Annotated in this window: 10 protein-coding genes, 1 CRISPR repeat array and 1 riboswitch; of the genes, 2 read left to right on the top strand and 8 right to left on the bottom strand. The window is 38.8% G+C overall.

What is annotated here, in order from left to right; translation table 11 throughout:
- Nucleotides 1–4: 4 nt before the first annotated feature.
- The 8 genes from cas1c to GD002_RS13855 all read right to left on the bottom strand — a co-directional run bounded on the left by cas1c (nucleotide 5) and on the right by GD002_RS13855 (nucleotide 10584).
- Entirely contained in the window at nucleotides 5–1036 is a 1032-nt protein-coding gene (gene cas1c / locus GD002_RS13890) for a type I-C CRISPR-associated endonuclease Cas1c (protein ID WP_153732967.1), read from the bottom strand.
- Nucleotides 1033–1662 carry a CRISPR-associated protein Cas4 gene (gene cas4 / locus GD002_RS13885; protein ID WP_330583386.1) on the bottom strand — a complete coding sequence of 210 codons (630 nt, stop codon included), beginning with the start codon at nucleotides 1660–1662 and terminating at the stop codon, nucleotides 1033–1035. Before cas4 ends, cas1c begins: the two co-directional genes overlap by 4 nt.
- A gap of 16 nt (nucleotides 1663–1678) precedes the next feature.
- Nucleotides 1679–2554, bottom strand: a complete 876-nt coding sequence (gene cas7c / locus GD002_RS13880) for a type I-C CRISPR-associated protein Cas7/Csd2 (RefSeq protein ID WP_153732965.1) — start codon at nucleotides 2552–2554, stop codon at nucleotides 1679–1681.
- On the bottom strand, nucleotides 2535–4469 hold the full coding sequence (cas8c, locus tag GD002_RS13875; protein ID WP_153732964.1) for a type I-C CRISPR-associated protein Cas8c/Csd1: 1935 nt from the start codon (nucleotides 4467–4469) through the stop codon (nucleotides 2535–2537). Before cas8c ends, cas7c begins: the two co-directional genes overlap by 20 nt.
- The gene (gene cas5c, locus GD002_RS13870) at nucleotides 4466–5191 is read right to left on the bottom strand and encodes a type I-C CRISPR-associated protein Cas5c (protein ID WP_153732963.1); all 726 of its coding nucleotides are present in this window, start codon (nucleotides 5189–5191) and stop codon (nucleotides 4466–4468) included. The genes cas8c and cas5c overlap by 4 nt, the downstream gene beginning before the upstream one ends.
- Nucleotides 5192–5204: 13 nt before the next feature.
- The gene (gene cas3, locus GD002_RS13865; protein WP_153732962.1) at nucleotides 5205–7583 is read right to left on the bottom strand and encodes a CRISPR-associated helicase Cas3'; all 2379 of its coding nucleotides are present in this window, start codon (nucleotides 7581–7583) and stop codon (nucleotides 5205–5207) included.
- A gap of 316 nt (nucleotides 7584–7899) precedes the next feature.
- Nucleotides 7900–8743: a CRISPR direct-repeat array (repeat unit 33 nt; unit sequence ATTTCAATCCACACTCCCAATAAAGGGAGCGAC).
- Nucleotides 8744–9215: 472 nt separating this feature from the next.
- Nucleotides 9216–9707, bottom strand: a complete 492-nt coding sequence (locus GD002_RS13860; RefSeq protein ID WP_153732961.1) for an LURP-one-related/scramblase family protein — start codon at nucleotides 9705–9707, stop codon at nucleotides 9216–9218.
- Between the two features lie 352 nt (nucleotides 9708–10059).
- Nucleotides 10060–10584 (bottom strand): D-glycero-alpha-D-manno-heptose-1,7-bisphosphate 7-phosphatase, encoded by a 525-nt coding sequence (locus tag GD002_RS13855; RefSeq protein ID WP_153732960.1) that lies wholly within the window; start codon nucleotides 10582–10584, stop codon nucleotides 10060–10062.
- 393 nt (nucleotides 10585–10977) lie between these two features.
- A riboswitch (Lysine riboswitch) is annotated at nucleotides 10978–11156 on the top strand.
- 120 nt (nucleotides 11157–11276) lie between these two features.
- Here GD002_RS13855 and dapA point away from each other — a divergent pair.
- Complete coding sequence (gene dapA / locus GD002_RS13850) at nucleotides 11277–12161, top strand: 4-hydroxy-tetrahydrodipicolinate synthase (RefSeq protein WP_153732959.1); 885 nt, start codon at nucleotides 11277–11279, stop codon at nucleotides 12159–12161.
- A 533-nt stretch (nucleotides 12162–12694) separates the two neighbouring features.
- Complete coding sequence (locus GD002_RS13845) at nucleotides 12695–12979, top strand: hypothetical protein (RefSeq protein ID WP_153732958.1); 285 nt, start codon at nucleotides 12695–12697, stop codon at nucleotides 12977–12979.
- The last annotated feature ends 214 nt before the right edge of the window (nucleotides 12980–13193 follow it).

The raw sequence follows: 13193 nt of genomic DNA, 5'->3' as shown, positions 1-13193 counted from the left end.
GCACCTACCTTATTAAAATAGGAGGATATGCATCTAAATCTCCGCGTAAGTAACGAGCTAATACTAATGCTTGTACATGCGGAATAAGCCCCCAAGATACTTTTTCTTTTAAAAATGGATGAGTAATTGTCTGCTGTTTATCTTTTTGCCACAGTTGTAAAAAATTTCTCCTTGCTTCGTCTGTCAAAATGACCGCACCGTTTTCTTTCACGATAAAATCTGAGTCGCTTAGTTGCTGACGGTTAATTATTTTCAATACGAAACGGTCTGCAATCAACGGTCTCAACTCTTCCATCAAATCAAGTGCAAGCGAGGTACGACCGGGTCTGTCACGGTGTAGAAATCCTACATACGAATCCAAGCCAACCCCTTCAAGAGCCGCTGCCGTTTCAGAGGCAAGTAGTGAATAAGCAAAAGAAAGTAAAGCATTGACCGGATCAAGCGGCGGTCTCCGATTGCGTCCTTTAAAAAAGAAAACGTCTTTCTGTTGCAATATAGAGTCCTCAAATACACTGAAATAGGCGCTTGCTGCATTCCCCTCTATTCCACGAAGTGCTTCTAAATCATTACATTCACTCACTATTTTTCTTGAATCCCTTAACCGCTCAATTACTTTGGTCATTCGATCAACATCCACTCTCAGTGCATGGTCTCTTATAGTCCGTTTCAAAAGTTGCTCACTATTAAATATTTTCCCGATAATCATATTTCCAGCAATACGGACACACTCGTCTTCCTTATCAGAGACACGATATTGTTTTTTTCGAAGTGTTACATTGCCATTAAGTTCTCCTGTCACACGACCACGAAATCTCCCACTGCTAGAAAAGAATGTTAAGCTAATATTCTGTTGCATGCATTCACTCATCAAGGCGGGACTTGCACCTTGATGTCCAAATGTACAGATTGCTTCTATATTATGCAATGGAATACGGGCTAAAGATTCTTCACCTTTCAACAGATTAAGATTTTTCCCTTTTAATGCAAGATATACTTCTGGATCCGAAACATATACGGTATTCAATAATTGTTTCATTCCGCCAACATCCTATTCATATAAGTCGATACTTTTTCACGTTCGAGTAGTTCAGGAAGACAGCGGTGACGAAGCGAACATTGCAAACAATGCTTTCCTGTCTTTACGCGTGGTGTATGTCGCCGCTTATAATAATGATGCATTTCTCTAGTTAAATCTTTCACTCGCACTTTTATTTCTTCGGTGATGAATACAGGTTCTCTACGCTTGATTTCATGATAAAATAGTGCAGCTTCTTCAATGCGAGTGCCAAGCATTTCTTCAAGACATATCGTTTGTGCAGTGAGTTGAAGAATATCTGCATCATGACTTTTGGGTTTTCCACGCTTATATTCAATAGGCTTCACTCGATACAAACCTTTTTCTTTATCGAGCGGAACCCCCTTATCATCTTGAATAAATTCCACCATATCGCATATGCCGCTAATCCCTAAATATTGTGAGTGAACAGGTAACGCCCTGACATACAATGTATCTCCACGTTTTTCTCTAGTGTAAGGATTATCTACTTTTTCATGAAGATAATTCCCTTCAATCGTCAGTACATTTTCCTCCCACTCCTGCTCAATATGAATGAGAGCCCATTGTCTTCTGCAAAATGCAAAGTGTTGAATACCAGAAAGCATTAAATACTCTTCTTCGTTATAGCCCAGCATATTCTTCTACAAGAAGCCCTTCCAATGGTGTTGAGGAAATTTGATAGTTTTCGATAGAAGATCTTACAGCATCATTTGTTTTTTCCACTTTTACTGTACGATGCACAGCAGCGGATGAATATTGTCCTAATTTCGAATTATGTTCCCACCAAAATACTTTATTCACTTCCATACTTCCATCCGGTCGTGCTGAGGAAGCATCATTCGCAAATAACGTCTTTAATGCTTCTTTTAATTTCTCTGCGTCTTCATAAGTAAAGCCTGTACGTTCAGCAAGTTGTGGGTTAATACTGCCAAAGAAAACGTAGACACCAAAGTCGACTCGATGTTTCATGCCCATCGTATCAGACGTTTTTTGGCTCGGATCTTTTTCATTCGTTGTGGAGTTCACACTTTTTGTGATTTGCATGCTTGTCACATCAACAGGTTCGATACTTGTAGCTGTATGGATGGATACCGGACCGCGAACTCCGATTGACATCTTTGCGCCTTTAAATGCAAATACTTGTCCAAAGGCACGCACATCAAACCAATTTTCACACGCAATCATTTCGGCAGTTTGTTCATCCGTTCCAGTTGCTTTTGCTTTGGATAACAGCTTTTTCAATTCTGCCACTGATTCCACACGGTCTTTGATACTACGATATTCATCAGATCGTCGCTCATCTGACTGTACTAAAATGGATTCACCTTCATCTTGAAGACGATTTCTCAGCTTGCGTTTAATCGCAACGTCTGACACTTCACCATGTCCAAAGAAGTCTTGGCGTGGTCGGTTACCATTGAGTGGATCACCATTTGGGTTGGCTTTATCCACTGTAAATACTACTGCAAAGTCAATTTTATTTTTCAATGCTGACATGTTCTTTATCCTCCTTTTTTGTATACATCTCTTGAATTTGACTGCTATATCCGAGTAAAAACACTGGACCTAGAGGTGCATCTGTCATTTGCTCCACCGTTAATCGTTCTTCAATTTTTTGTATTGACATGGCGTAAAAACCGGTATCACTTCCAAAACGTTGGAAGTATGGTGTTAATTGTTTTCTGATCACCATCCATGTACGGGCTGGGTGCTGAGAAAACGCATTGAAATATCGAGTTGCATTTGTCGCTCTATTTTCATCACGCTCTTTTAAAATACGTCTTTCCATGACTTCAGCAATTCCAAGTAAACGACCAAATAAATAGTCGCGAGAATTATTTTCTTCTTGAATAGCCACAGTGTGTCCCTCACTTTCATATTGTTTATTGATGAGTGCACAGGCAATCTGTAATGTCGCTTCCCATGACTCCATTGTATTTTTAAAACTGAATGGATTTTTCACTCGATTGTAAATCAGCGATACAATATCCTTTGGCAATGGTTTACGCTCTACGATACAAGGGAGCATCCGGGTATAGAAGTCTTTTTTAATCCTGCTGTCAGCTTTACTTCCATAAACTGCTTCTGCCAATCTATATGTAGAAGGTGTGCCGATAAAGGTTTGTATTTTTTTCGTGTCGGGATTTTTATATGTTTGTAGCCACTTACATGTACTATGCCAATGCTGGATCGCATCTAAAAATAAATCAACACGTAGCTCTTGATAATACACAATAGCAAGACGTCCTTTGGTGGCTGCATCGAGTGCCAGGACGACAATATTTTCCAAAAAATCTTTATCTAGTGTATAGCGCATACCTTGTATAGCTTTGTTCAATTCTGTCGCTACTAATTCTTCTGTATGAGCAAGTTTTTGGCTAAACTCTGCAGTTTCATCTGAGAAAATATCCTCAAAATCTTCTATGCTATTCTTGCATAGATCCATAGTGCCATCAAACTGATTTGGCACTTCTGGCTGCTCTTTACCAAACGTAATAAAATAGCGCGAATCTACATACGTACCTTGCCGTTGGATCAACCATCTCAATGCATGATGCGCTTTTTGGGAAGTCACATAACCGATTTGCACCGCTTCCGTAGGTTTGCCAAAGCGTCCACGATAAGTAAAACCTGTATTATCATTCGCAGAAATAAGTTTAGACATGTCACCTGCATTTCGGATTCGAGAACCATGTTGTGTTGTTAAGTTCGTTTGTTTTCCCGTAATGTAACATACTCCGCTCTCCATCTGGTTTGTTGTATTGAGAAAATCGATAAAGTTCTTAAATATTTCTTTATCTTCCCATATAACTGGGTCATCTGCTGTTTCATGCATGACATCAAAACGTACGAAGGCTGCTGAAACTTCTGATGGAGCCACTTTGTAAATATCAGGCTTTTCTATTTCTGCTGTAGCCGGCCATTTATCCAATATCTTACCTACATCATTGAGATATAGTATTTTTTCATTGACTAAATCCTTAATAACTTGACCCTTAGATATATAGCGATATACAGCTTTTACCTTTCTAGAAACACCTTCTGATTCAGACCATTCCCTCATTTGCTCTTTATAATGTTGATGATGTTCTGCAAACTTTACATCTCCACCAAACTGAACATAGTCCCCAGCAACATACACCAGCTTGTCATGTATGAAATGCGGTGCACTGGAATTACTTCTATTTGCAGAATTAGGAGTCGCTGGAACAATCGTACGAGCATTTTCCTTCTCAATCACCTTTGCACTATGAAATTCTCCTTCTTTGGTCAGTAACACCGCGATTTGAGCGCTCTGCATTACATGCGACACTGGCAATAGCGTCATCCGTTGCTTTCTTCGCTCCTCGAATTCTCCCACTTGATGAACGTTGTGATCATATACTTCTGCCAGCTGTTTCATCCAGCTCATTTGTCCACCTCCTCAAAGATCATCTCGTACTCTTCATCTACCGAAGTAAAGTTTTTTCCTTTCTCGAAAGATTTCATTGGTTCTTCATGGATTGTCCGAATAATTTCACACTCTTCAGGACGTGTGAATTGAATGATACCGTCTTTCATCACAGGTACACATAATCGCGCTTGAAATGACTTTCCATCCCCTTCATCAGGATAAGTAAATCCATGGAACATTTGTCCAAAACTGATTTCACCATACTGATCATAAAATCCTTCACCTTCACCGAACGTACAAGCTTCCACATATCCTTGACATTCTCTTGTGCCTAAATAAATATCTCGTCTGCCACCTCTCTCGACAGAACGTTTGGCAATATTATGATGCTTATTTTCATTACGGTCGTACGCTAAATCTGGTCTATTTTCGTTAAATTCAAAATGTGCACGAACTTGATAAACCGGGTTACGCAAATAGGTGTAATACATCAAATCATTTTCTTCACTTTGATACTTAGTGGGACGCATTGCTTTTACTTCTGTCTGGATCGGATTCATGACTCGTACTTCATCGATATACCAAGTAATTGTAGGTTTCCAGTAAATCGATTCCGTAATTCCTTTCAATGCTTGATAGGTAGGAATTTGATACGTAAACTTTTCTCCACCTATCCGCGTAACTGGATCTGTGAAAAGTCCATATTTCCCATGAACGATAAATTCGATTTGATTTCTCATGTCATTCACCTCCTTAAAAAATTTGTGCCTCTAACTCCGCCTTGCCTTCCAAAGTCACCCCGTATTTTAGATCGTAAGCTTTCTCTTTTAAACAATAAATTGAGTCATCGTGCAGAGATTCTATTAATCCTTCATTGCTTAATATTCGCAATTCATGCGAGTAAAGGTTCACGCTATATTGCTGTGCTTTCTTGATTAGTTTATTGAATAGAGTAAAATCATGGATCTGTTCGTTTAAACTAGCGATGATCTCTTCCCCCTCCTTTTCATACGGTACTAAAACAGCTGTCGTAGGAGAATGAATCGCTTCAAAATGCTTTTCAATTGTTTTAAACATTCCTGAAGACTTGGTTTTCTTCGGCTGTTTCCTTGCAAGTGAACCTCTCAACAAAGTTAATAAATCATAATCCAGTCCTGCAGGGGCTATTGGAATTTCACGTTTAGCTTGCGCCAGGAAGTGAGTGAAATAGGTTTCAATCGTCTTCGGATGAAGTAAACGCTCTGCCAATTCAGGATTGGTTAAGATATAGTGATCCGTGACTTCAGCACCAATACGGATTTCTGGAAGTTTGGATAAATTTTCGTCTTTTGCTCGAATAACATAAACATCCCCTAGTTCCCTCTCCGCATGGCGATTACATCTACCTGCTGCCTGCGCTATCGAGTCTAATCCTGCAAGAGACCGAATAACCGACTCAAATGAAATGTCTACTCCCGCTTCAATTAACTGCGTACTAACACAAACCACTTTTTCTTTCCCTAACTTCCCCTTGATTTTTTCAAGTTCTACTTTACGATGCATAGGACACATGGACGTACTCAAATGTGCTATATAGGTGTCTTGAAGTATCTCCAGCTCTTGATACAGTTTCTTTACAGCGGACTTTGTGTTCAAGATGATTAAAACCGAATCTCGATCTTCTAAAAGTGTTTCAGTAAAGTTCGCTATTTGTTTAGCATCCCAGCCTTCAAGATCCACTTTCGAAGTAATATTTACACGTTTAAACGCATCCACCACGTCATCAAGATGTGGTATCATCTCTGGTTCCTTTGCCAAAAGAACCGGAACTTCTATTTGTTTGATCGCGGCATGATTGGCAGGCTGTGTGGCGGTACAAAGTATGATACTGCTCCTGCCGATCGCATGAAGAAAATTGACTGCCGAATGAAATAATTCTCGATGTTGATAAGGCACAGATTGCACTTCATCAAACACAATAATGGCATCCGTCATATTATGAAGACGACGGCTTTTCCTCGTCCCCTTTTGATAAAATGCATCGAGAAACTGTACCATTGTAGTGAAGATAATAGGGTAATCCCAATTATCCCGACCAAGCTGCATATTCTTATGGTATGGGGTATCATAATAGTCCGTCCCATTGTCTAACCCTTCATCATCTATCACATTGCCATGATGCTCGAGTACAGCCTCAGGTTGCTTTATTATTTCTCTCACTTCTTTTGCATTTTGTTCAAGAATCGTCGTATAAGGAACCACGTAGATAATCCGGGACTTGTTGTACTTTTTCGCATGCTTCAATGCATATCGAAGAGAGGCGTATGTCTTTCCACCGCCCGTCGGAATCGTAAGTGTATAAATAGCAGATGGTAAATCAGCCCTTTTATCACAACTTTCCGACATATCATTACGCAATGCATTAATACCTTTTCTGTTTTTCTGCCAATCTGTCACTTTCTCCATCAAGTGACGGTAGCCTTCTTCAAATACAGCCTCATTATTTTCATCTGGAACACTACTGTTTTCTTCGAAGCACCTAGTATTTGTCCTATCTGCATCAACGAGGCAACTAAAGACTAATTTTTGCATAAGCGTTAAATAGATGTTTGCATGTCCAAGCGGTTTTACCAGTTGAATAAACTTCTTCATCTCTTCTTTTGCTTCGGCTAAAAGACGTTCCACTTTTTCAACATTTCCAGTGATACTTTCAAAATTAAACACTACTTCTTCAAAGTAGGGAAGTTGTTCATTCGTCACACGTCTCACATAATCTGAAGGTTTTAAATCTGGTTGAACAAAATTTTGCATACCCGAATGATGAGACAAAACAACCATTCCTACTGTCTCGATCACGTAATCTTGGATAGGATCTTGGCCACCATATTGTTCAAATAAGTACTTTGCTCCTGCTGTAGAATGATCGATTTTATCTCCAGCAATTATATTTTCAAGCACCGCGTCCTTAAGATAGGTAGTAAAGTGAACTGTAAACTTGCCCATATCATGTAATAATCCTGACAATTCCGCATGGGCTCCTAACCCAACTGAATCTCCATAAGAACGAGCAAGTTTTGCAACCTCTTCTAGATGTTCCTGAACGGATTGTTCAACAAAATCACTTTGCCGGATATGTGCTATCAGCAATAGCATCGCGTCCTTCCATAGTTAGGATGACTTAACTTTCAAGAAAATATATTACTAATGTATCATATCAATATTAAAAATAGAAGATTATTTAAAATTTGGTTGAGTAAAACCAATAAAAACATTTATTCTCTTTCATACCGTTTTACAGTTTATCCACTAAATATTTTAAAACAAGAAAATTTTTCATGTAAATAGTTCTTATTAATATAATATCAAAATAGGAAAAGACAAAATTACTTAATATTCTCCAACAGAAAGACCCCTGCATTTTTATATACAGAGGTCTTTCTCCTTAAAGAGCTTCATTTTTGTATACTTAATTTCGTTTCACGCTCCCAATAAAGGGAACGACGGGCAAGGTAGAAACTTACGGAGGCAAGCTCGTGGAATTTCAATCCACACTCCCAATAAAGGGAGCGACCAAAAATAAAAGGACAGCTGATAGCCATCCCCCATTTCAATCCACACTCCCAATAAAGGGAGCGACGATCGACGAATTGTTTGATTCTGTGAACGCTATAAGATTTCAATCCACACTCCCAATAAAGGGAGCGACACAAAAATGCATTGCCGATTATCGCACGACATGATTTCAATCCACACTCCCAATAAAGGGAGCGACTTTTATTCAATCAATTAAAGAGGAAGTTTTGAAGATTTCAATCCACACTCCCAATAAAGGGAGCGACACCTAAGCTTTGGTATTAAAGAGTTGGAGCAACGTATTTCAATCCACACTCCCAATAAAGGGAGCGACTCCAACCGATCTAACGGAAGTGGAAGTATATCGATTTCAATCCACACTCCCAATAAAGGGAGCGACCATCCGACGTTGTATTTGTATCACATTCAACCACCCCGATTTCAATCCACACTCCCAATAAAGGGAGCGACGCCTGGGAACTCTACAAGATGCAACAACGTGAAGCATTTCAATCCACACTCCCAATAAAGGGAGCGACACGCTTTTGCGTTTCCACCATCCAACGGATCAAAATTTCAATCCACACTCCCAATAAAGGGAGCGACTAATAAAGTTGTCCAACCGATCTAACGGAAGTGATTTCAATCCACACTCCCAATAAAGGGAGCGACTATCACCTACCTTTCTACTAACAGTTTAGCAGAAAATTTCAATCCACACTCCCAATAAAGGGAGCGACTGCGAAATATTGTGCGTGGTTAGATCTCATTCCACAATATCTAGTGGACAGAAATATAAACAACAATACTCGGCTTCATTTTAAACCATTTAATGCAAATTAATTAAGCTATTATGCGCGAACCTCCCAGAGTTTTCATGTTCACTTAAGGTTCGCACATAGCGCCTCTATTCAATATACCACAACAAAATATGACAACGAAATATTCTGAATAACTTTAGACGTGAAAATCTTTATAAACAAAACTTATAATGAGACTTTTTTAATGCCCTCTAATACATTTACCACCGTAACACTTTACGCTATTTCTTCTCACGGCCCGTTCTCCATCCAGATTTTCTTATTAACCAATTTACCTCATTATAAAAGCCCATTAGATAAATGTAGTTTTTGATAATATAGGTTACCCACTAACATTTACGAAACTAGGTATGTCTTAAGAAAATGAATATCTTACCGAAAATAAAGGCCTTCACACAGAAGAAGCCGCCGCTGCCTGGTCCGCCTTAGCACAATCAATAGCAACAACGAGTGCAACGAGGAGAGTTTCCATTTCTTCCTTCACAATTTGAACCTGGTAGCTATCCCCCCACGTAAACCAGTGCTTATCAACAGCCCCAATGACTTCTCCATTTTGTATAACTTCAAAATTCATATCCCACCAATTACCCCGAACTTCGATCCCCACCGCATCAATTGCGTAACGTGCTTTTAAAAAAGTAAATTCCTTCTTAATTGTTACCATTTCTTGACCATCTACCTCCACAAAAAAGGTCGGTAAGAAACTGAATGTCTTTTTCGTAATCAGTGCCACATCTTTCATTTCCGGATTCATAATCGAATACGTCTTGGGGATCTTCATCAAACTTCCTTCTACATAATAGACGTCCTTCTCGTCCTGATCTTTCACTGTAAACTTCCCGCTCATACTGAATACTTTTTGTTTAATATACAGTTGTTTCATTCTACTCCCTCCCCCTGATATCAAGCTTTTGTCTACTTACCTATACGCTTAGTTTCCAGAAAAAGTTTCGTATTTACAATCTTTGAAGAAGGAGTATATCGTAATTTCAAAACACAATCCGCCGAGCGATGACTCTATTATGGAGGCAGCAGTTGACCGACTATTTTTCGCTTCTATTTTTCTTAGTCTCAATATTTAATGATAATTGCTATTTTCAATGAAACTCTAAACACTTACATACTTATTTTAGATTTATATGCAACAGAAAAGACTACAATAAACCCATTAACTTAAAAATTCCAATTTCAAAAAGGACCTCCCCCCATAAGATTCTGGAGAGCAAGGTCCTTTTTTATTTCGAATCTTCAATAATCCATTCTGCTGCACTAAGTAAATCAGGAAACACAGCGTCTGCAAGTGGATCATTTTCCCCAATAAATACTGTTTTTGTTCCTGCTTTTTTTCCAGCGATAATATCCGTGTCGGTATCCCCCACCATGTACGAAGAGGAAAGTTCTACCTTATATTTTCCCGCTAGATCTTCAATTAGCTTGCTGTTCGGTTTCCTACATTTGCAACCTGCTTTTGGTTTATGCGGACAGTAGGCAACTTCTTCAATCACTGCCCTTTCTTTCTTAAGCTCGTCCATCATGTGGTCATGTATCCGTTGTAATTGCGTTTCTTTCATAAAACCTAACCCTACGCCTCCTTGATTGGTGACGACAAACACATGATCGAATACTTTATTTAGCTGATGAATCGCTTCCGCCACATCAGGCAAAAAATATAGCTGATCAGGACGATTTACAAACTTCACTCGGTCAGTCAAGACTTCATTAATGACACCATCCCGATCGAGAAATACTGCTTTTTTCATAAAAAACCACTCCTAATTTTCATTTTAAAAGGCATTATCTACACTTTGACTTTTGTAATACACATTGTGATACGATTTTAAAATAGTTATTCCATAAAACCTTTTTCTATTACATGCGTAAAAAGTCATGGATTCAAAGATCAAGGAAATGAAATTGATTGTACTTCAATTGGTGGAAACAGAGGAAGCGTGATCCATCTAAAAAATGAGATATCGTGAATGATATTAAATCCATTCACGAGCTCCTATTAAAAGCAGCTCTCATTGCTTGTCTTAGTATATCTTTCGTTGAATATATACTTCTAATTTCTTTTTGTATCTTATGATTGCTTTTCTTTCAGATAACGTGTAAGGTAGGAGTAATTAAACATTCACTTATTTCGAAAATTCCGAAGTAAGGATAGAGGCGCAAAAACCATCAGTATACAATCAGAGGATGATGAGATCCGATGAAGATTGTGGAAAGGGGAATTTGCCGAAGCTGAAGAGATCCTCATTGTCTCTAGGCTGGTTCTGGACTGAACAAGTGCAGAATTGTCATATAGGCGACTATATGGAGGGCTATCTTATGCAAAGAAATAATTCATTATTTCAAAGCAGTAACGAGCCCTCGTTACTGCTTTTTGCGTTCAATGACTTACTTGCCCTCCACCTCTATGTTTTTTAATAAAAAGATAGGATGTGGAGAAAAGATGAATTTTGGACAAATTGTAACTGCTATGGTGACTCCGTTTGACGGACGAGGAGAAATTGATTTTGAGGCAACAAGGAACTTAATTAATCATTTAATCGCAAATGGATCGGATGGGTTGGTTGTTTCAGGTACGACTGGAGAATCCCCTACCCTGACAAACGAAGAAAAGGTGGAATTATTCAAGTTCACTGTAGAGGTGGTAGCTGGAAGAGTGCCAGTGATCGCCGGAACAGGAACGAACAATACGAAAGAGTCCATAGGAATGACAAAACTAGCGGAAGATGCAGGAGTCGACGGGATCATGCTGGTCACTCCTTACTACAATAAACCTTGTCAAGAAGGCATGTATCAGCACTTTAAGACAATAGCAAACACGACTTCCTTGCCAGTCATGCTTTACAATATTCCAGGACGCAGCGCGGTGAACATGGAAGCAGAGACGATCATACGGCTAGCTGATGTACCCAATATTGTCGCGGTCAAAGAAGCGAGCGGAAATTTAGAGGCTATGGCATCTATCATCGAACACACACCTGATAGCTTTTCTTTATACAGTGGAGATGATGGGTTAACGCTTCCTGTGCTGGCAATCGGCGGAATTGGAGTTGTTTCCGTTTCTGCGCACGTGATTGGCAATGAAATGCAGTCTATGATTAATCACTTCAAGAGCGGTAATCTTCAAGCAGCGGCAAAAGAACACCGGCAACTGCTGCCGATTATGAAAGAAATGTTCAAAGCTCCCAATCCTTCGCCTGTTAAAGCGGCATTAAATTTGAGAGGGGTTCATGTAGGAGGCGTACGTTTGCCGATTCTACCTTTACCGGATGCACAGTTGCAGTCATTAAAGCATGTGTTAGGTATTCGTGAGGAAGCAGCAATTTAAATAAAATGTTTTGTAGCAGTATAGCTATCGTTTACCGCCCTTTATAATCATCTGATTTAGGAATTGGGTATTGTTCATTTTCTACTATTCCTTTATTTTCAAAAAAGACAATCCCTAAAATGGGAACGGGTTCGGTTCACGGGGAGAAAACATTAAATAACAAGCTAATCGGGGACACAATTCACATACGAATTGGTGTCCCCTATTTTATTGATATACCAATCTTTTGAAGGGTTTAGTGCAATAATCGGCACTCAAATTCGCGTCCACACTAACAACACCATATAAATTTATGTGGTGTTGTTAATCGCTATGCTAAAGTGGTTGCGAATTGTATAACCAATTATGTTGCAACTTTTAAGAGGAAGATAGATTTCCGAAGGATTTAAGGAACTCTATGCTAAAATAAGTTAAAAGAATTTGGGAGTATTCGTTATTCAACAAACGAACCATTTTATTGCAGTTATGAAACTAATTACTATCTCTTTCCGTCTTAACTAACAAGAATTTTTAGTGTGAATGGAGGTATAATTATGTGGTTAATATTAGGAGTTATCGCAATAATAGCAACTTGTATAAATCTTTATATGTATGGAACAGGCAAAGATTATAAATTGGCAATGGCAATGGGATTATCATTTACAGCACTAACACTTGTTGCAGATTACAGTATGGTGTCCGATTGGGTAAAGGTGGAAGATTGGTCTGCTTTATTAGATGTAGTGCCCACGATGGAAACAGCGTTATGGGTTTTGACGATTATATCGATTTTATTAAATATAACACCTATACTTTTAGAGCTAAAAAACAAAAAATAATTACTTATTGTCGCATCATTTATATAATGTGTAATTATTGTGTAAATCTTTGTGTATTACTAACGGGTGCAATTGTCGAACAATCAATTCGCACTTTCTAGCAAAATACTATATCAAAAACGCTCAAAATTTTGAGCGTTTCAGACTGTAGACAAACTCCGGAAATTTGGAGTTTTCCTACAGTCTATTTTCTTTTACAATAGAGTAAACGCCA

This window comes from Sporosarcina obsidiansis, from assembly GCF_009651005.1.
In the GTDB taxonomy this organism is placed as follows: domain Bacteria; phylum Bacillota; class Bacilli; order Bacillales_A; family Planococcaceae; genus Sporosarcina; species Sporosarcina obsidiansis.
Note: the sequence above shows the minus strand (reverse complement) of the source record. Positions and strands in the feature narration are given on the sequence as shown.

What these genes read in the sequence shown, in the direction of transcription:
- cas7c (WP_153732965.1), bottom strand. Translation starts at nt 2,554, where the DNA reads ATGTCAGCATTGAAAAATAAAATTGACTTTGCAGTAGTATTTACAGTG.
- cas5c (WP_153732963.1), bottom strand. Translation starts at nt 5,191, where the DNA reads ATGAGAAATCAAATCGAATTTATCGTTCATGGGAAATATGGACTTTTC.
- GD002_RS13860 (WP_153732961.1), bottom strand. Translation starts at nt 9,707, where the DNA reads ATGAAACAACTGTATATTAAACAAAAAGTATTCAGTATGAGCGGGAAG.
- cas1c (WP_153732967.1), bottom strand. Translation starts at nt 1,036, where the DNA reads ATGAAACAATTATTGAATACCGTATATGTTTCGGATCCAGAAGTATAT.
- cas3 (WP_153732962.1), bottom strand. Translation starts at nt 7,583, where the DNA reads ATGCTATTGCTGATAGCACATATCCGGCAAAGTGATTTTGTTGAACAA.
- dapA (WP_153732959.1), top strand. Translation starts at nt 11,277, where the DNA reads ATGAATTTTGGACAAATTGTAACTGCTATGGTGACTCCGTTTGACGGA.
- cas4 (WP_330583386.1), bottom strand. Translation starts at nt 1,662, where the DNA reads ATGCTTTCTGGTATTCAACACTTTGCATTTTGCAGAAGACAATGGGCT.
- GD002_RS13845 (WP_153732958.1), top strand. Translation starts at nt 12,695, where the DNA reads ATGTGGTTAATATTAGGAGTTATCGCAATAATAGCAACTTGTATAAAT.
- GD002_RS13855 (WP_153732960.1), bottom strand. Translation starts at nt 10,584, where the DNA reads ATGAAAAAAGCAGTATTTCTCGATCGGGATGGTGTCATTAATGAAGTC.
- cas8c (WP_153732964.1), bottom strand. Translation starts at nt 4,469, where the DNA reads ATGAGCTGGATGAAACAGCTGGCAGAAGTATATGATCACAACGTTCAT.